This window comes from Pseudomonas sp. SIMBA_068 (assembly GCF_046534705.1).
GTDB classification, from domain to species: Bacteria; Pseudomonadota; Gammaproteobacteria; order Pseudomonadales; family Pseudomonadaceae; genus Aquipseudomonas; species Aquipseudomonas putida.
In genome coordinates, this window is record NZ_JAWRYI010000001.1 from 562,429 (window position 1) to 586,941 (window position 24,513).

23 protein-coding genes are annotated in these 24,513 nt (G+C 63.6%); 9 read left to right on the forward strand and 14 right to left on the reverse strand.

What is annotated here, in order from left to right:
- Nucleotides 1-118: 118 nt before the first annotated feature.
- The 3 genes from SB756_RS02610 to SB756_RS02620 all read right to left on the reverse strand — a co-directional run bounded on the left by SB756_RS02610 (nt 119) and on the right by SB756_RS02620 (nt 4,506).
- A complete protein-coding gene (locus tag SB756_RS02610) occupies nt 119-1,336 on the reverse strand; it encodes a multidrug effflux MFS transporter (RefSeq protein ID WP_410910108.1) in 1,218 nt (405 codons plus the stop codon).
- Between the two features lie 193 nt (nt 1,337-1,529).
- Nucleotides 1,530-2,840, reverse strand: coding sequence for a hypothetical protein (locus tag SB756_RS02615; RefSeq protein ID WP_410910109.1), 1,311 nt, complete (start codon nt 2,838-2,840; stop codon nt 1,530-1,532).
- A gap of 178 nt (nt 2,841-3,018) precedes the next feature.
- A complete protein-coding gene (locus SB756_RS02620; RefSeq protein ID WP_410910110.1) occupies nt 3,019-4,506 on the reverse strand; it encodes an aldehyde dehydrogenase family protein in 1,488 nt (495 codons plus the stop codon).
- Between the two features lie 263 nt (nt 4,507-4,769).
- Between SB756_RS02620 and SB756_RS02625 the strand changes: the two genes are divergently transcribed.
- The 3 genes from SB756_RS02625 (at nt 4,770) to feaR (ending at nt 7,874) form a co-directional block, all read left to right on the forward strand.
- Nucleotides 4,770-6,266, forward strand: a complete 1,497-nt coding sequence (locus SB756_RS02625) for an APC family permease (RefSeq protein ID WP_410910111.1) — start codon at nt 4,770-4,772, stop codon at nt 6,264-6,266.
- On the forward strand, nt 6,247-6,819 hold the full coding sequence (locus SB756_RS02630; protein WP_410910112.1) for a DUF3156 family protein: 573 nt from the start codon (nt 6,247-6,249) through the stop codon (nt 6,817-6,819). The genes SB756_RS02625 and SB756_RS02630 overlap by 20 nt, the downstream gene beginning before the upstream one ends.
- A 113-nt stretch (nt 6,820-6,932) precedes the next feature.
- On the forward strand, nt 6,933-7,874 hold the full coding sequence (gene feaR / locus SB756_RS02635; protein ID WP_410910113.1) for a transcriptional regulator FeaR: 942 nt from the start codon (nt 6,933-6,935) through the stop codon (nt 7,872-7,874).
- Nucleotides 7,875-7,892: 18 nt separating this feature from the next.
- Here the strand turns inward: feaR and SB756_RS02640 are convergent, their stop codons facing one another.
- Nucleotides 7,893-9,191, reverse strand: coding sequence for an NAD(P)/FAD-dependent oxidoreductase (locus tag SB756_RS02640; RefSeq protein ID WP_410910114.1), 1,299 nt, complete (start codon nt 9,189-9,191; stop codon nt 7,893-7,895).
- 107 nt (nt 9,192-9,298) lie between these two features.
- Here SB756_RS02640 and hpaR (SB756_RS02645) point away from each other — a divergent pair, with 107 nt between their 5' ends.
- Nucleotides 9,299-9,721: a homoprotocatechuate degradation operon regulator HpaR gene (gene hpaR / locus SB756_RS02645; RefSeq protein ID WP_341796096.1), complete on the forward strand. Its 423-nt coding sequence runs from the start codon at nt 9,299-9,301 to the stop codon at nt 9,719-9,721.
- A gap of 11 nt (nt 9,722-9,732) precedes the next feature.
- On the opposite strand, the gene SB756_RS02650 is transcribed toward hpaR (SB756_RS02645), so the two are convergent.
- Complete coding sequence (locus SB756_RS02650; protein ID WP_410910115.1) at nt 9,733-10,332, reverse strand: TetR/AcrR family transcriptional regulator; 600 nt, start codon at nt 10,330-10,332, stop codon at nt 9,733-9,735.
- 202 nt (nt 10,333-10,534) lie between these two features.
- On the opposite strand from SB756_RS02650, the gene SB756_RS02655 reads away from it, so the two are divergent.
- Both SB756_RS02655 and SB756_RS02660 read left to right on the forward strand, forming a co-directional pair.
- Nucleotides 10,535-11,704 (forward strand): p-hydroxyphenylacetate 3-hydroxylase oxygenase component, encoded by a 1,170-nt coding sequence (locus tag SB756_RS02655; RefSeq protein ID WP_341796095.1) that lies wholly within the window; start codon nt 10,535-10,537, stop codon nt 11,702-11,704.
- Nucleotides 11,705-11,783: 79 nt separating this feature from the next.
- Nucleotides 11,784-12,713 carry a p-hydroxyphenylacetate 3-hydroxylase reductase component gene (locus tag SB756_RS02660; protein ID WP_341796094.1) on the forward strand — a complete coding sequence of 310 codons (930 nt, stop codon included), beginning with the start codon at nt 11,784-11,786 and terminating at the stop codon, nt 12,711-12,713.
- A 50-nt stretch (nt 12,714-12,763) separates the two neighbouring features.
- On the opposite strand, the gene hpaI is transcribed toward SB756_RS02660, so the two are convergent.
- The 8 genes from hpaI to SB756_RS02700 all read right to left on the reverse strand — a co-directional run bounded on the left by hpaI (nt 12,764) and on the right by SB756_RS02700 (nt 20,243).
- Nucleotides 12,764-13,567, reverse strand: a complete 804-nt coding sequence (gene hpaI / locus SB756_RS02665) for a 4-hydroxy-2-oxoheptanedioate aldolase (RefSeq protein WP_341796093.1) — start codon at nt 13,565-13,567, stop codon at nt 12,764-12,766.
- A gap of 10 nt (nt 13,568-13,577) precedes the next feature.
- On the reverse strand, nt 13,578-14,381 hold the full coding sequence (hpaH, locus tag SB756_RS02670) for a 2-oxo-hept-4-ene-1,7-dioate hydratase (protein WP_049274708.1): 804 nt from the start codon (nt 14,379-14,381) through the stop codon (nt 13,578-13,580).
- Nucleotides 14,382-14,398: 17 nt separating this feature from the next.
- Nucleotides 14,399-15,706, reverse strand: coding sequence for an MFS transporter (locus SB756_RS02675; protein ID WP_341796092.1), 1,308 nt, complete (start codon nt 15,704-15,706; stop codon nt 14,399-14,401).
- A gap of 54 nt (nt 15,707-15,760) precedes the next feature.
- Entirely contained in the window at nt 15,761-16,165 is a 405-nt protein-coding gene (locus tag SB756_RS02680; protein WP_341796091.1) for a 5-carboxymethyl-2-hydroxymuconate isomerase, read from the reverse strand.
- Between the two features lie 63 nt (nt 16,166-16,228).
- Complete coding sequence (gene hpaD, locus SB756_RS02685) at nt 16,229-17,152, reverse strand: 3,4-dihydroxyphenylacetate 2,3-dioxygenase (protein WP_410910116.1); 924 nt, start codon at nt 17,150-17,152, stop codon at nt 16,229-16,231.
- A gap of 190 nt (nt 17,153-17,342) precedes the next feature.
- A complete protein-coding gene (hpaE, locus tag SB756_RS02690; RefSeq protein WP_341798905.1) occupies nt 17,343-18,803 on the reverse strand; it encodes a 5-carboxymethyl-2-hydroxymuconate semialdehyde dehydrogenase in 1,461 nt (486 codons plus the stop codon).
- A 5-nt stretch (nt 18,804-18,808) separates the two neighbouring features.
- Entirely contained in the window at nt 18,809-19,573 is a 765-nt protein-coding gene (locus tag SB756_RS02695; RefSeq protein WP_341796090.1) for a fumarylacetoacetate hydrolase family protein, read from the reverse strand.
- A 10-nt stretch (nt 19,574-19,583) separates the two neighbouring features.
- Entirely contained in the window at nt 19,584-20,243 is a 660-nt protein-coding gene (locus SB756_RS02700; RefSeq protein WP_084967395.1) for a fumarylacetoacetate hydrolase family protein, read from the reverse strand.
- 171 nt (nt 20,244-20,414) lie between these two features.
- Between SB756_RS02700 and hpaA the strand changes: the two genes are divergently transcribed.
- Both hpaA and hpaR (SB756_RS02710) read left to right on the forward strand, forming a co-directional pair.
- A complete protein-coding gene (gene hpaA / locus SB756_RS02705) occupies nt 20,415-21,320 on the forward strand; it encodes a 4-hydroxyphenylacetate catabolism regulatory protein HpaA (protein WP_197899401.1) in 906 nt (301 codons plus the stop codon).
- Nucleotides 21,321-21,476: 156 nt separating this feature from the next.
- Nucleotides 21,477-21,899, forward strand: coding sequence for a homoprotocatechuate degradation operon regulator HpaR (gene hpaR / locus SB756_RS02710; RefSeq protein ID WP_341796089.1), 423 nt, complete (start codon nt 21,477-21,479; stop codon nt 21,897-21,899).
- A gap of 150 nt (nt 21,900-22,049) precedes the next feature.
- Here the strand turns inward: hpaR (SB756_RS02710) and SB756_RS02715 are convergent, their stop codons facing one another.
- Nucleotides 22,050-23,138: an asparaginase gene (locus SB756_RS02715; protein WP_016499003.1), complete on the reverse strand. Its 1,089-nt coding sequence runs from the start codon at nt 23,136-23,138 to the stop codon at nt 22,050-22,052.
- Nucleotides 23,139-23,543: 405 nt separating this feature from the next.
- Here SB756_RS02715 and SB756_RS02720 point away from each other — a divergent pair, with 405 nt between their 5' ends.
- Nucleotides 23,544-24,503, forward strand: coding sequence for a sugar ABC transporter substrate-binding protein (locus SB756_RS02720; protein WP_341796088.1), 960 nt, complete (start codon nt 23,544-23,546; stop codon nt 24,501-24,503).
- The last annotated feature ends 10 nt before the right edge of the window (nt 24,504-24,513 follow it).

The following is a 24,513-nucleotide window of genomic DNA, read 5'->3' on the forward strand; positions in this document are numbered from 1 at the left end:
CTCGCAGGGCTGGCTGCCGTCGGATTTGTTGTTGGTTTCGAGGCAGCCAGTTTCGCTAACGACTGGTAGGTCGTCTTGTGTCTGCCTGCCAGCCGAGTTGACCGTCAGTGCCAGGGCTTCAATGGCCCGCGAGCGAGAAGCCGGCCGGGGTGTCGCGCAGGCTGAGGGCGGTCAGCAGGCACACCACCAGGGTGCACAGCGCCAGCAGCGCGGCCCATGCGGTCGGCCCGTGGTTGAGTACCACTGCGGCCAGTGGGGCTGCGCCGGCAGACGCCGACAGCTGGATGGCGCCCAGCAGCGCTGCGGTGGAGCCCAGTGCCTTTTCTTGCGAGGCCATCACCAGCGACATCAGCGTCGACTCGGCTATCCCCAGGCCGAACAGGGCTATCACCATGCCGCCGGCCACACCTGGCAGCCCCAGACCGGTCAGTGCACCGAGCAGGCTGATGCAGGCACCGCCGGCCATGCACAGCACGCCCACCCGAGTCAGGGTATTGAGGCCCAGTCGGCTGATCAGGTGGCTGGCCGTCATGGCGCCGAACAGGATCGACACCCCGGTGGCGCCAAACAGCAGGCCGAAGGCTTGGGTGCTCAGGCCGTAGTGGGCCTGGTACACCAGGGTGGCACCGCCGATGTAGGCGAACAGGAAGAAGAATACCGCAGCCACCGCCAGGGTCGGGCGCAGGAAGCGGCGGTCGGCGAGGATGGCCAGGTAGGTGCTGCAGGCGTGGCCCAGGCGCAGGGGTTCGCGTTTGCTGGGCGGCAGGGTTTCCGGCAGGTTCAGCAGGCTGTTGACCAGCACCGCCACGCCCATGCCGGCGAGTACCAGCATCACTGCACGCCAGCCGAAATGTGCGTCGATCACGCCGCCCAGTGCAGGTGCCAGGATCGGTGCGACGCCTTCGATGGTCATCAGCAGGGCGAACAGTTTGGTCGCGGCTACGCCCTGGCTCACATCACGCACCATGCTCATGATCACCACCAGGGTCAGCGCACTGCCCAGGCCCTGGAAAAAGCGCAGCATGATCAGGGCGTCGAGGCTGGGGGCTGCGGCTGCGCCCAGCGAGCACAGGATGAACAGCAGCAGGCCGGCCAGCAGCGGCTTGCGCCGGCCGTAGGCGTCGACGAAGGGGCCGAAGATCAGCTGGCCGGCGCCCATGGCCAGCAGGAAGAAGGTCAATGTCAGCTGTACGCGGGTGAAGCTTGCCTGATAGTGGCTGGCGATTTCCGGCAGGCTCGACAGGTACATGTCGACGGCCGATGGGCCGAGGGCGCCGATCAGGCCAAGGCCCAGGGCGAAGCTGAAGGGTATGGGAGGGGAGGGATTGGCGCGCATGGTTTTCTCTGGCTAATTTTCCTCCTACCGGCCGGTAGGTTGGTGAATGTTATGCGCCGAATCGGCCAAGGTCAAACCCTTCCGCAAGGCCACTGATTCCTGTGGGAGCGGGCATGCCCGCTCCCACATTGACCGCATCGCCTTCAAGTCATGCGCATGCAGCACAAGACAGAGGTTGGTTAGCGTCGTTGCTTCAGAACGGCACGGCTACCGTCAGCTGGCTATACACATTGGTGCCATTTCCCCCCACCTGGTTGCCGCCGTTGCTCTCGTCCTTGCGCGGCTGGTACAGGCCCACCAGCGGGCTGATGATCAGGTGCTCGTTGACTGCCCATTCCACATACAGGTCCAGCTCCCGGGCATCGAGGTTGAGGCTGTCGCGGGTGCGCACGGTGTCGAAATCGAAGTACAGCGCGCCGACCGTGAGGTTTTCCAGCGGCGTCGCCTTCACGCCCACATGGTGGATGCCCGTGTTGCTGTTGAAGGGGCCGGCGTAGTTGGCAGCGACTTCACCCTGGAACCAGGTGCCGTAACCGCTGGACAGGCCGCTGAACAGCGCGTCCCAGCCTGCCGAGTAGCGGGTGTAGCGGTAGGTAACCTGCGGTGCCCACGGCAGGTCGGCGAAGGTGTAGCCGGCCTGCAGGTACCAGGCTTGCTCGGGGCCGTCGGTCTTGTCCTGCCAGGCGTATTCGAAGGCGAAACTGGCATTGTCGATGCCGGCGTTGCCTTCGCCGCGCACGCTGTACACGTCCATGCCTTCGCGGGCTTTCTGGAAGTCGCTGGCCCATTGGTCGGTGACGTCGATGCCGTGAATCCAGGTCAGCCCCAGGGTGCCCAGGGCGTGGGTGTAGTCCAGCGTGCCGGCGGCCAGTTCGGTTTCGGCCTGGGCGCGGTTGTCGGATTTCAGCCACAGCAGGCTGCCATGCAGGCCATCGCTGCCCCCCAGGCGCAGCATTGCGGTGCGGTCGAAGGCGTGGCGGGCGGCCAGGTAGTAGGCCCCGCCGCGGTCCAGCGCACCGTCGGCGACGCCGTTGCCCAGGTTCGGGCCGTCGTCGTTGATCAAAAAACCACTGCCCAGGCGAATGGTCTGGCGGCCGGCGGAAACGTCCACCCCATCCTTGCCCAGCACCGGGAACAGGTCGGCCGAGCGCCAGCCGAGGAAGGCGTCTTCGATCTTGGTGGTGCGTTCGGAGCCATCGGTGTTGCCGGCCGCATCGCCATCGCCCCAGGTGGCCGAGCTCACCCAGTTCAGGCTGCCGTACAGCGTGCCGTTGCCGGCCAGGCCCTGGTCACCGCTGAGGCCATATTTGATAAAGCCTTCACGCCAGGTCGAACCCCCTGTGGTGCCGTCGTAGTTCTTGCGGCTGTTGAACATGCCCCATACCGCCAGCATGTCGGCGTTCAGGTGGCTGTCATCGTCGGCGTACAGCTCAACGGCCGGCGCGGCCTGGCTGGCCAGCAAGGTTGCCAGGGCCAGGGTGGACAGCGTTTGCGGTTTGACCATTACACATCCCTCGTTTGTTCTCGGCGACCTTCACAGGGGCCTTTGTTGTTCGGGGGCACCCTCGGTTCTGGCGAGGGGCCATCGCGGTTGGCGGCGATGGCCTATTAGGGCGTGTGCGGTGGGGCGGGGTCTTGTTCGTGGCTGCCAAGGCGCTTGCACGCCTTGGCCACAGGCGCGGTCAGTAGCGGATCATCACCGACTTGAGCTCGGTGAAGTCATCGATGAAGGCCGAGCCGAACTCGCGGCCAATGCCGGAAGCTTTGATGCCCCCAAACGGTACAGCCGGGTCGAGCAGGGTGTGCATGTTGACCCACAGGGTGCCGGCCTGGATTTGTGGGATCATGCGCATGGCCTTGCCCAGGTCGTTGGTCCACAGGCTGGCGCTGAGGCCGTAGGGCGAAGCGTTCATCAGGTGCAGCAGTTCGTCTTCGTCGTCATAAGGCAGGAAGGTCGCCACCGGGCCGAAGGTTTCCTGGGTGAGCAGGGTGTCGCTGGCCGACCGGGCGAGGATTACCGTGGGTTCGACGAAACAGCCGGGGCCGTCGCCCAAGGTGCCGCCGTGAATGATCTGGCTGCCTTCGGCGCGGGCGATGGCGAACAGTTCGGCCAGCTTCTGCTGGTGCGGCTTGTTGGCCACGGGGCCGAACTGGGTGGCCTCGTCCAGTGGCGAGCCAATTTTCAGTTGGCCCAGGCGCTGGGACAAGGCGTCCAGTAGCGGGTCGATGCGCGAGCGGTGCACGTAGAAGCGCTCGCCAGCGGCGCAGATCTGCCCCGAGTGCAGGAAGCCAGCCTCGATGATGCCATCGACCGCTTTGTCCACGGTCACGTCGGGCAGGAAGGCCACCGCGTTCTTGCCGCCCAGTTCCAGTGTCGCGCGGGTCAGCTTGGCGCCCATGGCAGCCTGGCCTACGGCGATGCCAGTGGGCACGGAACCGGTGAACGAGACCTTGTCGGTACCTGCGTGCTCGATCAGTGCCTTGCCCACCAGGCCACCACCGGTCAGCACGTTCAGTGCACCGGCCGGCAGGCCTGCTTCGGTGGCCAGTTCGGCAATGCGCAGCAGCGTCAGCGGTGTGAATTCGCTGGGTTTGAGGATAATGCTGCAGCCGGTTGTCAGGGCCGAGGCCAGCTTCCAGATGGCGATCATGGTGGCGAAGTTCCACGGCACGATGCCCACCACCACGCCAATCGGCTCGCGCAGGGTGAAGGCGCTGTAGCGCTCACCGGCGAACGAGGGCAGCGACGGGGTGATGGTCTGGCCGGTGATCTTGGTCGCCCAGCCGGCGTAGTAGCGCAGGAAGTGCGCGGCCTGCTCTACTTCGAAGGCACGGGAAATGCCGATGAGCTTGCCGGATTGCAAGGTTTCCAGCTGCGCCAGTGCTTCGCGGTTGGCTTCCAGCAGGTCGGCCAGCTTGAACAGCACTGCGGCGCGGGCGGCGGGGCTGGTGTGCGACCAGGCGGTAAAGCCTTGGCGCGAGGAGCTGACGGCATGGTCGACATCGGCCTGGTTGGCGTCGGCGATGTGGGCGATGGTCTGGCCGTTGGCCGGGTTGACCACGGCAATGTTCGACGACGACTGGCTGGCGAGGTGCTGGCCGTGGATGAACACGCCATGCTCGCGGGCCAGGAAGGCCGTGACGGCAGGTAGGAGGGTGATGTCGCTCATGCAGACTCCGGGGCAGGTGGCCAAAGTTTGCAGCTTAGTGAGCGGGGCAGAGCGGTGCTTGTGCCTGCGTGACAGGTGCATGACTGTGGCTGCCAAGCGATGAGTCAGCCTTGCGCGATCCTTTGTAGGAGCGGCGCCAGGCTCTGGAGCTGATTGCTGGCAGGCAGCAACAAGCCCGGCGGCAGCCATCGGCAAGACGCCATGCCGCCGGCAGCGCACAGTAATCACTCGTTCAACGCCACAAAAACAAGCCGGGGCATACGATGTCACTCAATAACAAGCTCACCGAGCACCTCAACCGCGGCACGGTCGGTTTCCCCACCGCACTGGCCAGCACCGTCGGGCTGATCATGGCCAGCCCGGTGATCCTCACCGCGACCATGGGCTTTGGCATCGGCGGCAGCGCCTTCGCCGTGGCCATGGTGATCGCCGCACTGATGATGCTGGCGCAGTCCACCACCTTTGCCGAGGCTGCGTCGATCCTGCCGACCACGGGCTCGGTATACGACTACATCAACTGTGGCATGGGCCGCTTCTTCGCCATTACCGGCACGCTATCGGCCTACCTGATCGTGCATGTGTTCGCCGGTACCGCCGAAACCATCCTGTCGGGGGTGATGGCGCTGGTGAACTTCGAGCACCTCAATACCCTGGCGGAATCCGCCGGCGGTTCGTGGCTGCTGGGGGTGTGCTTCGTGGTGGCGTTTGCGGTGCTCAATGCCTTTGGCGTCAGCGCCTTCAGCCGCGCGGAGGTGATCCTCACCTTCGGCATGTGGACCACCTTGATGGTGTTCGGCGTGCTCGGCCTGATCGCCGCTCCCGCAGTGGAACTGGACGGCCCGTTCGGCGTGTCGCTGGTGGGCACCGACCTGATGACCATCCTCTCGCTGGTCGGCATGGCCATGTTCATGTTCGTTGGCTGCGAGTTCGTCACGCCGCTTGCCCCCGAACTGCGTCGCTCGGCCTGGGTGCTGCCGCGGGCCATGGCGCTGGGCCTGTTTGGCGTGGCCAGCTGCATGTTCATCTACGGAGCGGCGATGAAGCGCCAGGTGGAAAACGTGGTGCTGGATGCCGCCAGTGGCGTGCACCTGCTGGACACGCCCATGGCCATCCCGCGCTTCGCCGAGCAGGTGATGGGTGATATCGGCCCAGTGTGGCTGGGTATCGGCTTTCTGTTCGCCGGCGCGGCCACCATCAACACGCTGATGGCCGGTGTGCCACGCATTCTTTACGGCATGGCGGTCGACGGCGCGTTGCCCAAGGTGTTCACCTACCTGCACCCGCGCTTCAAGACGCCGCTGCTGTGCATCCTGGTGGTGGCGTTGATCCCTTGCCTGCATGCGTGGTACCTGGGCGGCAACCCGGACAACATCCTGCACCTGGTGCTGGCCGCCGTGTGCGCCTGGAGCACCTCCTACCTGCTGGTGACCCTGTCGGTGGTGATTTTGCGCATACGCCGCCCAGACCTGCCGCGTGCCTACCGCTCGCCGCTGTTCCCGTTGCCGCAGATCTTCTCCAGCAGCGGTATCCTCATCGGCATGGCGTTCATCACACCGCCGGGCATGAACCCTGCCGATGTCTATGTGCCTTTCGCCATCATGCTTGGCGCCACTGCGGCCTATGCATTGTTCTGGACGCTGTGCGTGCAGAAGGTCAACCCGTTCAAGCCGGCGCGGGTCGAGGATGTGCTCGAGAAAGAGTTTGCTGCCGAGCCTGGCCACCCCGTGGAGCATGTGCTGCATGATCAGAAATTTGCGTGAACGCTTGCTGGCGCCTCGGGCGCCTTCCGGCTATCGCCCAGGTGCCACGCTGGCATGCCTGGCGCGCAACCTGGGGCAGCAGAACCTGGTGGCTGCCGGGGTGATCCAAGACCCGGCCCAGGGCTGGCAGGCCAAGGTGCACGAACGCGTCGAGGCCCACCTGCTGATGCACATCGTCACCTGTGAGTTCCAGCTGCAGTTGCCTGCTCCGCAAGGGGGCGAGGTCAGCCTGGAACTGCGCCATACCGGTGCGCTACGCCGTACCGGCCTGGCCTGTGTGTACCGCAAGGGCGACCGGGCGCGCTTTGCCCGACTGCGCGACCTGTTGCTGCAGCAGGCCGCACTGGTGGCGGCGCTGATGCCGCTGGATTTCAAGCGCCTGACCTTGGCCTGGCGCGACGGCCAATGGTTGCTGACGCTGGAGCACATGGGCGGTAGCGAAGTGGTCAACCGCATGCCGGCGTTTCGCCGCTACATCCCCATCAGCCCGCAACAGCGGGCGCACCTGATGGCCAGCCTGGCCCAGTTCAACACTTTGCTGCCCAACCTTTGACGCAAACTGGCATACGCCTTGCTGTATCTAGCGACGAATGATGACAGTTGTGCGCACATAGATAACATGTTAACAATGTGCGCATAACAACAAATCCTGCGTCGAGGGCAGCCATGCATACTCAACAATCCAACCGTCAGGGGCTGGAACGCTGGACCACGGCCATGCAACAGATCTGTGGCCGTTTCGAGACGGAACTTGCGTCCAATCACTCGCTGTTCATCGGCGAGGTTTCTACCTTTTCCCGTGCCGGCTTGCCGCTGGCCAACCTGCGCACCAATGCCGGCAACATCCGCCGGCTGGGCGAAAACCCGACCCTTGACGATGACCAGCATTGTTTCCTGGTCAGCCAGCGTGCTGGGCATTCCACCGTGTCCCAGGGGGGCATGCAGGTCAGCCTGGCGCCGGGTGAGCTGCTGCTGATGGATTCGGTCGGGCGCTGCGAAATCACCCCCAGTGGGTTGATCGAACATGTCTCGCTGGCCCTGTCGCGTGAGCAGGTACGCAAGTACGTGCAAGGTAGCGGCCCGATGTTTGGCAAGATCTCCTCAAGCAACGCCTGCGGGCGCATGCTGCATGTGCTGATGGACCAACTGTGCAAGGACGGCAATGTAAGCGGTGATGGTGCCCAGGGCGACGCGCTGCAGACCGCCTTCATTGCCCTGCTGGAGCCGGGCTTCGAGCGCCATGGCGAAGCGCTGGGCAACCTTGGGGCCTTGAGCGGTGCCAACCTGCGCGGCTACGTGCAGCAGGTGATCGACGAGTCGCTGTCACAGCCTGGGCTGACCCCGTCCAACCTGGCCGGGCGCCTGAACATTTCTGTGCGTCACCTGTACCGGCTGTTCGAGGAGGAGGGCGACAGTGTCTGCCGCTACATTCAGCGGGCGCGCCTGAAGCGCAGTGCGGATGACCTGGCCAACCCGTTCTTCAGGAGCGAGTCGATTACCTCGATCGCCTACAAGTGGGGGTTCACCGACTCGGCGCATTTCAGCCGCTCGTTCAAGAAACAGTTCGAACGCTCTCCGAAGGACTACCGGGCGCAGGCGATGGCGTGAGTAAGAGGGGCTCTGGTCTCAGCGACGGCCGTTGAAGTAGCCCGACAGCTGGTGCAGGGTCTTGCCGGCAGTGAGCAGCAGCGGGCGGAAATGGTCCTTGCCGAGGATGCGCGCATGCTTGACCGAACTGACCAGGTCATAGCGCTTCGATCCCTCCTGCATACCCTCGGCGAGTATCTTGCAAATGATGTGGCTGGGCGTGACGCCAAAGCCGGAGTAGCCCTGCACATAGAAAGCGTTGGGGCGGTTGTCGAGGGTGCCTATCTGCGGAAACAGGTTGGCACTGGTGGCCATCGGGCCGCCCCAGGCCAGGTCGATGCGCACGTCTTTCAGGTAGGGGAAAATCTTCAGCATCAGGGCGCGGTTCCACGCCTTCAGGTCCAGCGGGAAGTGCTCGACGAAGGGCGTGGCGGCACCAAACAGCAGGCGGTTCTCGCGGGTGACCCGGTAGTAGTCGATCACCGGGCGGATGTCGCTGTAGGCCCCGCGTATCGGGCTGATGCGCTCGATCAGCTCATCCGGCAATGGCTCGGTCATCATCTGGAAGGCATAGGTGTTGATGGTGCGTGCGTGCAGCTGCGGCTCCAGCTTGTTGAGGAAGCTGTCGCATGCCCACAGCAGCTTGCTGGCGCGTACCGAGCCGCGGCCGGTGCGTACCGTGATGCGCTCGCCGTAGGTCACCTCCAGCGCCGGGCTGTGTTCGAAGATGCGCGCACCGTGGCCAACCAGTGCCTGCGCTTCGCCCAGCAGCAGGTTCAGGGAATGCACATGGCCACCGCCCATGTGGAGCAGGGCGCTGCTGTAGGCATTGCTGCCGATGATCTGGCGCACTTCGCTGCCACCGAGAAAACGGATCTCGTCGCGTGTATTGATCGCCTTGAATGCCTTCTCCCATTTGCGCAGGGTCTGTTCCTGGCGGCGGTTGAAGCCCATGTAGCCATAGCCGTGGCAGAAGTCGGCGTCGATGGCGTAGCGGGCGATGCGGTCCTTGATGATGCCGGCGCCCAGTTCGCTGATTTCGAAAATATCCCTCACGCCCTGATCGCCGACGCTGCTGCGGATCTTCTCCAGGTCGTGGCCGATGCCCGCCATGATCTGCCCGCCGTTGCGCCCGCTGCCGCCGTAGCCCAGGTAACGGGCCTCGAGCACGACGATATTGGTCACGCCTTGTTCCGCCAGCTCCAGGGCGGTGTTAATGCCGGAGAAACCGCCACCGATCACCACGACATCGGCCTCGATGTCGCGCTCCAGGGTTGGGAAGCTCAGGTTGTACTTCTTGGTCGCCGAGTAGTAGGTGGGGCTCTCGAGGGTGATCATGACGCCGCCTGCTGACTGGAAATGGGTAGAAATCATTCTATTAATGTATTAATGATTGTGCACTGGCATACTCGCCGGTTTGCTATTTCCAGCCTCCTTGAGCCCGCATGACCACACCAAGACCCTCCCTGACCCTGACCTTGCTGCAGGCGCGCGAAGCCACCATGGCGTTCTTCCGCCCGGCGCTGAATGCCCATGACCTGACCGAGCAGCAATGGCGGGTAATCCGTATCCTGCGCCAGCAAGGCGAGCTGGAAAGCCATCAGTTGGCGGAGCTGGCCTGTATCCTCAAGCCCAGCATGAGCGGGGTGCTCAAGCGCCTGGAGCGTGACGGCATCGTGGCGCGGCGCAAGTCGCCGGAAGACCAGCGCCGGGTGTTCATCAGCCTGACGGAGGCTGGCCAACAAGCGTTTCTGGCGATGAGCGAGGAGATGACGCACAACTACGACAAGATCCTCGCCCAGTTTGGCGAGGACAAGCTGCAGCAGCTGATGCAGCTGCTGGATGAAATGAAGAAGATCAAACCCTGACGCGCCAGGCGTCAGCGGTTGAGTGACAGCGAGTCTTCCAGCACTTTTAGCAGTGCTGCCGCGCGCCGCTCATAGGCGTCGGGGCCTGCGTACATCAGCTCTACATACAGGCTGTCGATGATGCCCAGGTAGGCATCGGCATACAGCGCCAGGCGGCTGTGCTGCTCATGCGCCCAGCCGTGCCGAGCTTGCAGGGCCACGCTGAACCCTTCGCGTATGCCGTCCAGGTATTGTTCAAAGCCCGAAGTGACAATCGGCTTGATGCCCGCCGGGGGCAGGAACGCCGTGCGCAACACGAAGCGCAGTTCGGCCGATTCGCGATAACGTTCGGCCAGGTGCAGGGCCAGCCAGTGCCCCGCCGCCAGGCCGTCGCGGGCTTCCTGCGCAAAGCCGTGCTCGACAAAGGCCGTTTCCTGCACCAGCGCACGCTGGAACACCTCCACGAACAAGGCGTCCTTGTTGGCGAAGTGCGCATACAGCGATGCCTTGCGCATGCCCGCCAACTGGGCGATTTCGTTCAGCGAAGAGGCGTCATAACCGTACTCGGCGAAGTGGCCGACGGCGGCATCGCACACACGCACCGCAGAAGGGGAAAGGTCTTTCAACAGCAACACTCCGTCAGGGGCGCGGCGGGCCGCGCGCGTCTTGAGGGTGGGATTGTGGTGATCGAAAATGCACGGGTCAATGCTTGTCGCAAGGCAATTTCCGGGCGCCATGGAAAGTGCAATGTTCCCCTCGTAACGTGCATTTCGCCACCCAATCGCCGCTCACATACTGATCGCGTCTTCGAATCCAATAAGAAAGAGACCGCTCATGAAAAAGCCAAACCCCCTGCTGGAAGACCTGAAGTCCGTCCTGCCGACCATTGCCGCCAATGCCATGCGTGCAGAGCAGGACCGCAGTGTGCCGGCAGAGAATATCGCCTTGCTGAAAAGTATCGGCATGCACCGCGCTTTCTTGCCCAAACACTTCGGCGGCATGGAAATCACCCTGCCGGAGTTCGCCCAGTGCATCGCCTTGCTGGCGGGGGCCTGCGCCAGCACAGCATGGGCCATGAGCCTGCTGTGCACCCACAGCCACCAGATGGCAATGTTCTCGCCCAAGCTACAGCAGGAGGTGTGGGGTAGCGACCCGGATGCTACCGCCAGCAGCAGTATCGCGCCGTTCGGCCGCACCGAAGAGGTTGAGGGTGGCGTGTCGTTCAGCGGCGAAATGGGCTGGAGTTCCGGTTGCGACCACGCCGAATGGGCGATTCTCGGTTTCCGCCGCAAGAATGCCGAAGGCACTCAGGACTATTGCTTCGCCATCCTGCCACGCAGCGACTATGAAATCCGTGATGACTGGTATGCCGTGGGCATGCGCGGCAGCGGCAGCAAGACCCTGATCGTGCGTGATGCCTTCGTGCCCGAGCACCGCATCCAGAAGGCCAAGGACATGATGGAGGGCAAGTCGGCGGGCTTTGGTTTGTACCCCGACAGCAAGATTTTCTACGCCCCGTATCGCCCGTATTTTGCCAGCGGCTTCTCCACGGTCAGCCTGGGCGTTGCCGAGCGCATGCTGGAGGTGTTCCGCGAGAAAACCCGTAACCGGGTGCGTGCCTACACAGGTGCTGCCGTGGGCGCCGCCACCCCGGCGCTGATGCGCCTGGCCGAGTCGACCCATCAGGTGGCCGCTGCCCGGGCATTGCTGGAAAAGAGCTGGGACGAGATTGCCGAGCACAGCGCCCGCCACCAATACCCGTCGCGTGGCACGCTGGCGTTCTGGCGTACCAACCAGGGCTACGCCGTGAAGATGTGCATCCAGGCCGTCGACCGCCTGATGGAAGCGGCCGGTGGTGGCGCCTGGTTCGAGAGCAACGAACTGCAGCGGCTGTTCCGCGATTCGCACATGACCGGCGCCCATGCCTACACCGATTACGACGTGTGTGCGCAAATCCTCGGCCGCGAGCTGATGGGCCTGGAGCCTGACCCGGCGATGGTCTGAGCCGCCACCTGTTTTCACCCATCCCCTCCAAACACAACAACAAACAGGGCAGGCTGGCAGGCCTGCCCGGGAGTCTTGCATGTCCAACGAAACCTTCGATTCACGTGCCTTCCGCCGCGCCCTGGGCAACTTCGCCACCGGCGTGACCGTGGTGACTGCCGCCGGCCCCAGTGGGCGCAAGGTCGGCGTTACCGCCAACAGCTTCAACTCGGTGTCGCTGGACCCGGCGCTGATCCTGTGGAGCATCGACAAGCGCTCCACCAGCCATGAAGTGTTCGAAGAGGCCTCGCACTTTGCCGTGAACATTCTGGCTGCGGACCAGATCGAGCTGTCCAACAACTTTGCCCGCCCGAAGGAAGATCGCTTTGCCGGTATCGACTACGAGACCGGCACTGGCGGCGCGCCGTTGTTCGCCGATTGCGCGGCACGCTTTGAGTGTGAAAAGTACCAGCAGCTGGACGGTGGCGATCACTGGATCCTGGTGGGCAAGGTAGTGGCCTTTGATGACTTTGGCCGCTCGCCGCTGCTGTACCACCAGGGCGCCTATTCAATGGTGCTGCCGCATACCCGCATGACCCAAGGCGCAGAGGGGCAGGCACCGAGCAGCCACTTCCAGGGCCGCCTACAGCACAACCTGTACTACCTGATGACCCAGGCGCTGCGTGCCTACCAGGCTGACTACCAGCCACGCCAGCTGTGTACCGGCCTGCGCACCAGCGAGGCACGCATGCTGATGGTGCTGGAGAACGATGCGGGCCTGAGCCTGAACGAGCTGCAACGCGAAGTGGCGATGCCGGCTCGGGAGATCGAGGAAGCGGTTGCCAACCTCAAGCGCAAAGGGCTGATTGCCGATGACGAAGGGCGAGTGCGACTATCGGTGAAGGGCGTGGACGAGACCGAGGCGTTGTGGACCATTGCCCGGCAACAGCAGGACAAGGTGTTCGGGCAGTTCAGTGAACAGCAGCTGGAGACTTTCAAGACCGTGCTCAAGGCCCTTATCAACATCTGAACATTGCTTTGGATGGCACCGGCAAAGCCGATGCCATCCAACCAGAAGCCTCAGTAGACACCACCCCCGGTACTGGGGACTACCACTGTATCCTTGAACTTCCCCGCCAGCTCGCGCAGCCCGCGCATCAGCACCGTGGTATCCACACCCACCGCCACAAACGCCGCACCCAACTCGATGTAGCGCCGCGCCAGTTTCTCGTCCGCGCTGAGAATGCCGGCGGCTTTGCCCGCCTTGCCAATGCGCACGATCGCGTCTTCAATCGCCGCCTGCACCTCCGGGTGCCCGGGGTTGCCGCGATGCCCCATGGCCGCACTCAGGTCCGCAGGCCCGATGAACACGCCATCCACACCTTCCACCGCAACGATCTCGTCCAGGTTGGCCAGGCCTTCCTTGTTCTCGATCTGCACCAGCAGGCACATTTGCTCATCGGCGTGGTCCAGGTAACCGGGGAGGGTATTCCAGCGCGAAGCCCGCGCCAGCGCGCTGCCCACCCCGCGAATGCCCTTGGGCGGGTAATGCATGGCCTTGACCAGCTGACGCGCCTGTTCGGCAGTTTCCACCATCGGCACCAGCAAGGTTTGTGCGCCGATATCCAGCACCTGCTTGATCAGCGCGGTATCGCCGATCACCGGGCGGATCACCGCCTGGCTGGGGTAGGGTGCCACCGCCTGCAACTGGGCGAGCATGCCGCGCAGGTCGTTGGGCGCGTGCTCGCCGTCGATCAGCAGCCAGTCGAAACCGGCATTGGCCGCCAACTCGGCGCAGTAGGCATCGGCCAGGCCGAGCCACAGGCCGATTTGCGGTTCACCGCTGTGCAGGCGTTGCTTGAAGTGGTTGATGGGCATGTCCATGGGCAGGTCCTTAAACGAAGCGGCAGGCGATGGAGCCGAGCATGTCGTAGTCGACGTGGAAGGTGTCACCTGGGCGAGCGGCGACCGGGCGGGTGAACGAACCCCCAAGGATGATCTGGCCGGGCTGCAAGGTGACGTCGTACGGCGCCAGTTTGTTGGCCAGCCAGGCAACGCCTTTGGCCGGGTGGTTGAGTACGGCGGCGCTGACCCCGGATTCCTCGATCACGCCATTGCGGTAGAGCACCGCCGGCACCTTGCGCAGGTCGATTTCGGTGGGGCGCACGGCCCGCCCGCCCATCACCACGCCGGCATTGGCGGCGTTGTCGGAGATGGTGTCGAACACCTTGCGGGTGGCCTGGGTTTGCGGGTCCACCTGCTGGATGCGCGCGTCAATGATTTCCAGCGCCGGGATCACCCACTCGGTGGCGTCCAGCACATCAAACACGGTGATGTTCGGGCCCTTCAGCGGCTTGCCGAGGATGAACGCCAACTCCACTTCAACCCGCGGCACGATGAAGCGCTCGAAGGGGATGTCGCTGCCTTCGTCGAACAGCATGTCGTCGAGCAAGGCGCCGTAGTCGGGCTCGGTGATGTTCGACGACACCTGCATGGCGCGCGAGGTCAGGCCGATCTTGTGGCCCACCAGCTTGCGCCCGGCGGCGATCTTTTTTGCCACCCAGGCGCGCTGAATGGCGTAGGCGTCTTCGATGGTGATTGCCGGTTGCTCCAGCGAGAACTGGCGCACTTGCTCGCGGGAGCGTTCGGCCTGGTCGAGGCGGTCGGCGGCGTGCTGGATGAAAGCGTTGTCTAGCATGGGGGCGGTCTCTTGATTCAAGGGTTGACGATGGCAGCCTGGGTGCGCAGCACCAGCAGGCCGCCCAGGGCGATGAAGACGGCGAGTACGTACAGGGCCAGGCTGGCGCTATGGGTGGTGTCGCGCACCCAGCCGATGAAGTAGGGCGTGAAGAACGAGGCGATGCTGCCCAGCGAGCTGATCAGGGCAATGCCGGCGGCCTGGGTACGTGCGTTGAGGAACGCCGGCGGCAGTTGCCAGAACATCGGCAGCGCAGCGCTGGCGCCCATGCCGGCCAGCACCAGGCCGGCCATTACCGGCAGCGCCTGCTCGGGGGCAATGGCCGCAATGGCGATGCCGATGGCAGCCATCAGCAGCGGTACGCACAGGTGCCAGCGGCGTTCGCGTTGGCGGTCGCTGGAGCGCCCGCACGCCAGCATGAACACGCAGCCGGCCACGTACGGCACAGCGCTGAGCAGGCCGACACTGGCGTCGCTGGCCACACCGGCACTGTGAATCAGGCTGGGCATCCAGAACGCCAGGGTGTTCACCGCCAGCATCACCGCGCAATAAACCGCCACCAGCAGCCACAGCGCACGGCTGGCGAAAATGGCGCCGAACGAGGTTACGGACTTGCGCTGTTCTTCCTCACCGAATTGCGCGCGCAGCGTGGCTTTCTGCTGCTCATTCAGCCAGCTCACCCGCTCGAAGTGCTCCGGCAAAACGGCCAGTACCACCAGGCCCAGCAACACCACCGGCGCCCCTTCGAGCAGGAACATCCACTGCCAGCCACGCAGCCCGCCCGTGTCGTGCATGAAGGCCAGGATGGCCCCGGACACTGGCCCGCCGACCACTCCCGCCAACGGCACGGCAATGGCGAACAGCGCGGTGACCTGGGCGCGGCGCCCGGCCGGGTACCAGCGGTTGAGGTAAACCAGAATGCCCGGGAAGAACCCGGCCTCGGCCGCGCCCAGGGCAAAGCGCAACAGGTAGAACGCGCTGCTGCTTTCGATCAGCAGCATGCTGGTCGACAACAGCCCCCACACCACCATCAGGCAGGCGATCCAGCGGCGTGGGCCAACGCGGTCGAGCATCAGGTTGCTGGGGACGCCGAACAGCGCATAGGCAATGAAGAACAGCCCGGCACCCAGGCCATAGACCGTGTCGGACAAGTGCAGGTCCTGGCTCATCTGCATCTTGGCGAAGCCGATGTTGATGCGGTCCAGGTGGGCGAACAGGTAGCACACCAGCAGCAGCGGCATCAGCCGCCAGGTGACTGCCCGATGGGTACTGTCGGCCCGTTCAGCGTTTGCCTCGCGCGGCGAGGCTTGTTCGAGTGTGCTCATGTTTTTGTACTTGTTCTGTAATGAGTCGGGGAGGGCGTGGTTTGAGCCGGCGCGCTAGCGGTTGAACAGTGGGTGCAAGGTGCTGTGCTTGGCGTCGTAGACCTGGGCGGTGCTGTGGTCGATCTGCACGGTGATGCCGATCGGGCGCTGTTGCAGCAGTGGGTCCAGGCGCGCTTTCAACACTGCCAGCAAGCTGTCGCCCACTGTTTTGTGCACCTCGGCGCTACGGCCGCTAGCCATGCGCAGGTTGGCGTACAAGAAGCCGTATTCGCCTTTGCCATCGGCCACCGCGCAATGGGCGGCGGGGTAGGCCAGCACGCGGGTACCGCCAGTGGGGAACACGGCTTTGCCTTCGGCATCGCGCTGTTCGAGCATGGTGTCGGCCAGGGCGCGGCACAGGCCGGGGATGTCGGCGTCGGTTTCCAGGTCGGGGGTGTAAAGCAGAACCAGGTGTGGCATGGGGGCCTCCTCGGTGAGGGGCGGCTGGCCACCCGCCAGGGCGACCAGCCGCGAACGGGTGGGTTACAGGCGGCTGGTGGGCACCACGGCGGCCGGTTTGGCGGCCTGGGCAGCGGGGATGGCACCACCGTCCTGCGGGGTGACCGGGAAGATCGCGTTGATCTGGCCGGTGCCGGAAGAGCCGAAGTAGGGCGTGACCACTTCGGCCTTGCCGTCGTAATCGGACCAGCCCAGCGCACCCAGCAGCATTGCCGTGTCGTGCATGAAGCCTTCACCGTGGCCTTTGGCGGCGTACTCCGGCAGCATCCCGCAGAACGCTTCCCACTCGCCGTCCTGCCACATTTGCACCACACGGTGGTCGAGGGTTTCGAGGAACGGGCTCCACACCTTGGTGGCAAAGTCCGGCGCCTGGCCGTTCTGCGCGAAGCGGTGCGACAGCGAGCCGCTGGCCAGGAACGCCACGGTGCCGTCGTAGTGGTCTTCTACTGCCTTGCGCATGGCCCAGCCCAGGCGGGCACTGTCGGCCAGGTAGTGCGAGGTGCACAGTGCCGAGACCGAGACCACCTTGAAGTGCTGGTCCTGGTTCATGTAGCGCATGGGCACCAGGGTGCCGTATTCCGGGGCGAGGGTTGTGGCGTGGTGGGCCATGGTTTCGACGTTGAAGCGGTTGCACTCTTCGGCCAGCAGCTTGCCCAGCTCGGGGTTACCGGGGAATGCGTAGGGCATGTTGCTGATGAAGTGCGGCAGCTCGTTGCTGGTGTACACGCCCTCGAAATGCGGCCCGCACAGCACGTGGTAGTTGGCGTTGACCAGCCAGTGCGTGTCGAACACGACGATGGTGTCCACGCCCAGCTCACGGCAACGGCGGCTGATTTCGTGATGCCCGTCGATGGCCGCCTGGCGAAAGCCCTGGCGCGGGCCTGGCAGTTCGGACATGTACATGGACGGTACATGGGTAATCTTGGCAGTGAGAGCGAGTTTGCCCATGGGGGTCTCCGATAAGACGCTGTTGTTGTTTTGGGGCTGACCCGGTCCCTTGTAGGAGCGGCCTTGTGCCGCGATGGGGCGCACAGCGGCCCCGGCGATATCTGCGGCGAGGCTGAAATCCAGGGGCCGCTGCGCGCCCCATCGCGGCACAAGGCCGCTCCTACAGGGACGGTGTAAACCGCACAGAGGGTTAAATGCCCCAGCGAGGAATGTGGTGGTTACCCATGGAAATACACACGTTCTTGATCTCTGCAAAGACCTCGAAGCTGTACTGCCCACCTTCACGCCCGGTACCCGAACCTTTCACGCCGCCGAACGGCTGGCGCAGGTCGCGTACGTTCTGGCTGTTGATGAACACCATACCGGCCTCGATGCCGCGGGCCAGGCGATGGGCTTTGCCGATGTCCTGGGTCCAGATGTACGAGGCCAGGCCGTACTCGGTGTCGTTGGCCAGTTGCAGCGCCTCGGCTTCGTCCTTGAACGGGATCAGGCACACCACCGGGCCGAAGATTTCTTCCTGGGCAATGCGCATCTTGTTGTTCACGTCGGCGAACACGGTGGGCTGGATGAACTGCCCTTTGGCCAGGTGCGCAGGCAGGTTGGCCGGGCGCTCCAGGCCCCCGGCGACCAGGCGTGCACCTTCTTCGATGCCAATGCGGATGTACCCGGTGACCTTGTCATAGTGCTGCTGGGTGATCATCGAACCGACCTGGGTTTTCGGGTCGGTCGGGTCACCTACGATCAGGCGCTTGGCGCGCGCCGCAAACTCGGCGACAAACTGCGGGTACACGCTTTCCTGGATGAAGATGCGGCTGCCGGCGGTGCAGCGTTCGCCGTTCAGCGAGAAGATGGTGAACAGCGCGGCGTCCAGCGCACGTTCCAGGTCGGCGTCCTCGAAGATCAGCACCGGCGACTTGCCGCCCAGTTCCATCGAGTACTTTTTAAGGCCGGCCGTCTGCATGATCTTCTTGCCGGTGGCGGTACCGCCGGTGAAGGAAATGGCGCGCACATCGGGGTGGCGGACCAGTGCATCGCCGGCAGTAGCGCCGTAACCCTGGATCACGTTCAGCACGCCGTTGGGGATGCCAGCTTCAACCGCCAGGCGGCCCAGTTCGTTGGCGGTCAGCGGCGACAGTTCGCTCATCTTCAGCACGGCGGTGTTGCCCAGCGCCAGGCATGGCGCGGTCTTCCAGGTGGCGGTCATGAACGGCACGTTCCATGGGCTTACCAGGCCGCACACACCCACCGGCTGGTACAGGGTGTAGTTGAGCATCTGGTCGTCGACCGGGTAGGTGTGGCCATCCATGCGCGTGCACACTTCGGCGAAGAAGTCGAAGTTGTGCGAGGCACGCGGGATCAGCACGTTCTTGGTCTGGTGGATCGGCAGGCCGGTGTCGAGGGTTTCCAGCTCGGCCAGTTTCGGCACGTTCTGCTCGATCAGCTCACCCAGCTTGCGCATCAGCCGGGCACGTTCCTTGGCCGGGGTGTTGGCCCACTTGGGGAAGGCTTCCTTGGCCGCAGCCACCGCCTGGGCCACTTCCTCGGCGCCACCGCTGGCGACTTCACAGATGGCGTCGCCGGTGGCCGGGTTGTAGTTGATGAGGGTGTCTTTGCTCTCGACCTCACGGCCGTTGATCCAGTGCTTGATCATGCTGCTCATGCCTTGTTGTTCTTGAAGAAGTCAGCTTCGCTGACGATACGGTTGACCAGGCGACCGACGCCTTCCACTTCCACCACCACTTCATCGCCCGGCACCACATCGGCCAGGCCTTCTGGCGTACCGGTGGCGATCATGTCGCCCGGTTGCAGGGTCATGAAGCTGGAGAAATATTCGATGAGGTGCGGGATGTCGAAGATCATGTCCGCCGTGGTGCCTTCCTGCTTCAGCTCACCGTTGATCCAGGTGCGCAGCTTCAGGTTGCTGACGTCCGGCACATCGGCCGCATCGACGATCCATGGGCCGACCGGGGTGGTGGCGTCGCGGTTTTTCACCCGCAGGTTGGGGCGGTAGTAGTTTTCCAGGTAGTCGCGGATGGCGTAGTCGTTACACACGGTGTAGCCGGCAACGTAGGCCAGGGCGTCCTCGCGCTTGACGTTTTTCGCCGCTTTGCCGATCACCGCCACCAGCTCGCACTCGTAGTGCATGTATTCGACATTGTCCGGGCGCCAGGTGACCTGGTTGTGGCCGGTGTAGGTGCCCGGCGACTTGATGAAGGCCAGTGGTTCGGTGGGCGGCGCGAAGGCCAGCTCCTTGGCGTGGTCGGCGTAGTTCAGGCCCAGGGCGAACATGCTGCCGGTGGCGGGTGGCAGCCAGGTGACCTGGTCCTGATGGACCAGGCGGCCGTCGGCAAGGCGCAGGTGATCGTCTTCGACCGTGACATCGTGGGCCTGGCCGTCGAACTGGATACGGGCGTGTTTCACAGGTAATTCCTCACTCGGCGACGATGTGGTTGGTCAGCTTGCCCAGGCCGTCGATCTCGATGTCGACGCGGTCACCTGGCTGTACATCGACGCGGCCCTCGGGGGTTCCGGTGATCAGGATGTCGCCGGCGTGCAGGGTCATGAACTCGCTGATTTCGGCAATCAGCTGCGCCACCGTGCGTACGCAGTTGGCGGTGTTGTTGTGCTGGCGCAGTTCGCCGTTCACATACAGGCGCAGGCCCAGGGCATCGGGGTTGGCCACTTGGCTGGCGGGTACCAGTTCAGGGCCGACCGGGCAAAAACCATCACGGCACTTGGCCTTGACTGCCGGGCGGTAGTAGCTGTCTTCGGGCAGGCTCACTTCGTTGACGATGGTGTAGCCCGCCACATGCTCCAAGGCATCGGCCACGCTGACGCGGCTGGCGTCCTTGCCAATCACCACTCCCAGCGCCGGGCCGGGTTGCACGCGCTGCACGCCGGCCGGGAATACCACCTGGCCTTCATGCTGGTTGCGGGTGTTCGGGGTCTTGACGAACAACACCGGCTTGACCGGCAGTTGCTTGTACGGTGCTTCCACGAACGCCGCTTGGTGCTGCTGCAGCAAACCCTGGTAGTTCAGCGCGACGCCGAACAGGGTGCCGCTGGCAACGTCATGCAGGGCATGGCTCATGCTCTTCTCCTGGCAGTGCAGGGCGGTGGCCGTCCTGCGGATTTCGTTAATGTGTTAATGTTATAGTTAATATGTTAACGATGGTCAAGGGGTGGCCAGTGGCGCCTGCCGGCAAGGCAAGGCACCATGGGCCATCGTCAACAGGGTCAAGCGATTTGCGAGCAAGCAGCCATGAGCGACCGGCATCCGATACCGAACATCAATATTGGCCAGGTCTACGACCAGCGCTACAGCGACAGCGAGGTGCATTACGACCGGCTGGGCAACCTGGCGGGCTTTTTCGGGCGCAACATGCCGGTGCACCGGCATGACCGGTTTTTCCAGGTGCATTACGTGAAGTCGGGCACAGTCCGGGTGTATCTGGATGACCAGCAGTACATCGAGGCCGGGCCGATGTTCTTCCTCACGCCACCCACGGTGGCGCACGCGTTCGTCACCGAAGCTGACAGCGACGGGCATGTGCTGACGGTGCGCCAGCAACTGGTGTGGCAATTGATCGAAGCCGATGCCAGCCTGCTGCCGGCGGGCGTGCAGGTGCAGCCAGCCTGTGTGGCGCTGGGCAACCTGCCGGCTGAATACAAGGCCGAGGCGCAGCGCCTGCAAGGCTGGCTGGACGCGTTGAGTGACGAGTTTGCCACGCAGCAACCGGGTCGCGAGGCGGCGTTGCAGTCGCTGACCCGCCTGATCATGATCAGCCTGCTGCGGCTGTGCCCCAACTCGCTGGAATCGACCCCGGCGCGGCATGAAGACCTGAAGATCTTCCACCGTTTCAATGCCCTGATCGAAGCGCATTACCTTGAGCATTGGCCGCTGGCCCGCTACGCGCAGCAGATTGGCGTGACCGAGGCACGGCTGAACGATGTGTGCCGGCGCATCGCCGACTTGCCATCCAAGCGCCTGGTGCTGGAACGGCTGATGCAGGAGGCCAAGCGTTTGCTGTTGTTTTCCGGCAGCACGGCCAACGAAATCTGTTACCAGCTCGGCTTCAAGGACCCGGCCTATTTCAGCCGCTTCTTCAACCGCTACGCCAAGCTCACACCCGGGGAGTACCGCCAGCGGCAGGCAGAATTGCAGTGAAATGGCCATGGCGGCTCACCCGGGTGCTGTTGTTGTTTACAGCGGATGGTCGCAGCCCGCGCGCCGGGCTTGAATGGGTTTTCCGTGGAACAGATTGCACTTTCCATCGTGCATGCCCTTAAATTCGTGAATTGAGAAAAAGCCACAGGTTTGACCATGACCAAGACGCAACCTTCGCTCACGCTAAGCCTGTTGCAGGCCCGAGAAGCCGCGATGGCATTTTTCAGGCCGCTGTTGAACCAGCACGACCTGACCGAGCAGCAATGGCGGGTAATCCGCATCCTCAAGCAGCACGGCGAGCTGGAGAATTACCAGTTGGCGGAGCTGGCCTGCATCCTCAAGCCGAGCATGACCGGGGTACTGGGGCGCCTGGAGCGAGACGGGCTGGTGCGGCGGCAGAAGGCCGTGCAGGACCAGCGACGGGTGTTCGTCAGCCTGACCGAAGGCGGGGAGGCGTGCTTTGCCTCGATGAAGGAAGGCATGGAGGCCAACTACCAGAAGATTCAGGCGCAGTTTGGTGAGGAGAAGCTACAGCAGCTGATGGGGTTGTTGAATGACCTGAAGCGCATCGCGCCATAACGTTCTTCTGGTCTTGCAGGAGCGGCCTTGTGCCGCGAAAGGGCTGCGCAGCAGCCCCGGCGATTTCTGCGGCGAAGCTCAAATCCTGGGGCCGCTACGCAGCCCATTCGCGGCGCAAGGCCGCTCCTACAGGGGATGGCTGCGAGGTACTCAGTACTCCCAGAAAATTCGCTGCAGCTCTTTGCTGTCCTGGGTCTTGGTCATGGCGACCATCGCCAGAATCCGCGCCTTCTGCGGGTTCAGGTCGTGGGCCACGACCCAGTCGTTCTTGTCATCCGGCTGTTCGGCGTTGCGCAGCACGAAACCACCCTGGTTGACGTGCGACGAGCGGATGATCTGCACGCCGTTCTTGCGCAGTTCCTGCAACGCCGGCACCACCCGCGACGACACCGAACCGTTACCGGTACCGGCGTGGATCAGCGCCTTGGCACCGTTCTGCGCCAGTGCCTTGTAGGCGGTGTCGGTCACGTTGCCATAGCCATAGGCAATGTCCACCTGTGGCAGGCTGCTGATCTGCTTGATGTCGAACTCGGAATTGACCGTGTGGCGCTTGGCCGGCAGGCGGAACCAGTAGGATTTGCCTTCCACCACCATGCCCATCGGGCCCCAGGCGCTTTTGAAGGCTTCGGTCTTGATGTTGACCGACTTGCTCACGTCACGGCCCGACTGGATCTCGTCGTTCATGGTCACCAGTACGCCCTTGCCGCGCGACTGCTTGTCGCCGGCCACGGCCACGGCGTTGTACAGGTTGAGCATGCCGTCGGCAGACATGGCGGTGCCCGGGCGCATCGAGCCGACCACCACGATTGGCTTGTCGGTCTTTTCCACCAGGTTGAGGAAGTAGGCGGTTTCTTCGAGGGTGTCGGTGCCGTGGGTAATGACGATGCCGTCGACGTCCTTGCTCTCGGCCAGTTCGGCAACCCGCTTGCCGAGCTTGAGCAAGTCCTCGTTGGTGATGCTTTCAGAGGCGATCTGCATCACTTGCTCGCCGCGTACGTTGGCTATGTCGGCCAGTTCCGGCACGCCGGCAATCAGCTTGTCGATGCCCAGCTTGGCAGCCTGGTAGGTGGCGCTGTTGGCCGCGCTGGCACCGGCGCCGGCAATGGTACCGCCAGTGGCGAGGATGACCACGTTGGCCAGCTTCTGCTGGTTTTCGGCTTCTTTGGCAGAGGCGGTGGTTGGCAGGATCAGCAGCAGGGCGAGTGCGCTGGGGGCGAAGGTTTTAAGTGCGGCATTCATCGTTATTGTTCTCTCTCTTCCTAGTGAGATAGTTATTGAGTCGCGCAGGGCTACAGGCATGTTTCATACCAGCTTGCGTGGACGGCTTTTTGTGGGAGCGGCCTAGTGTCGCGAAAGGGGCGCGCAGCGGCCCCGGATTTCGGCGTTACAGCACGCATCGCCCGGGCCGCTTTGCGACCCTTCACGGCACAAGGCCGCTCCTACAAGGGGCAGTGTTCCATTCGCAATTCCGAACAAGCATAGGAAAAGGTGTTCGGTTTTCCGGAAAAATCTGCATAATCGGCCACAGCAGTGCTTGGCCTCCGACAGCCAAACGGATTTGACAAACAGCAGTCCTGTTTCCATAGTTAGTCAACGCAAACGTTTGCGATCCGATAAAAAACACAAGATTCGGAGTCATCGTCCATGAAACTGCCGTTCCCCGGTCGTCTGCTGGCCCTCGCTGTCGTTTCCTCCCTTTCCCTCGCCCTGCCATTGTCTGCCGCCCACGCAGAAGACAAGCCCAAGGTCGCCCTGGTGATGAAGTCACTGGCCAACGAATTCTTCCGCACCATGGAAGACGGCGCCAAGGACTACCAGAAAACCCACGCCAACGAATTCAACCTGGTCGCCAACGGCATCAAGAACGAGACCGACACTGGCGAACAGATTCGCATCGTCGAGCAGATGATCAATGCCGGCGCCAAGGCGCTGGTGATTGCCCCGGCTGATTCCAAGGCGCTGGTGTCGGTGGTGAAGAAGGCCATGGACCAGGGCGTGGTGGTGATCAACATCGACAACCGCCTGGACCCTGATCTGCTGAAGAGCAAAAACATCAGCGTGCCGTTCGTTGGCCCTGACAACCGCAAAGGCGCGCGCCTGGTCGGTGACTACCTGGCCAACGAGAAGCTCAAGGCCGGCGACCAGGTGGGCATCATCGAAGGGGTGCCGACCACCACCAACGCCCAGCAGCGCACCGCCGGCTTCAAGGACGCCATGGATGCCGCGCAGATGAAAATCGTCTCGGTACAAAGCGGCAATTGGGAAATCGACAAAGGCAACGCCGTCGCCGCCGCCATGCTCAACGAATACCCCGAGCTGAAAGCCTTGCTGGCCGGCAACGACAGCATGGCGCTGGGCGCCGTATCTGCCGTGCGCGCCGCCGGCAAGACCGGCCAGGTGCAAGTGGTGGGCTATGACAACATCAACGCCATCAAGCCGATGCTTGCCGATGGTCGCGTGCTTGCCACCCTCGATCAGGCCGCCAGCCAGCAGGCGGTGTACGGCATCCAGGCTGCGCTGAAAATGGTCAAGGGCGAGAAACCTGATGTGGATGCCGACAACGTCATCCAGACCCCGGTCGAACTCATCACCAAGAAGCCCTGACGCTGCCAGG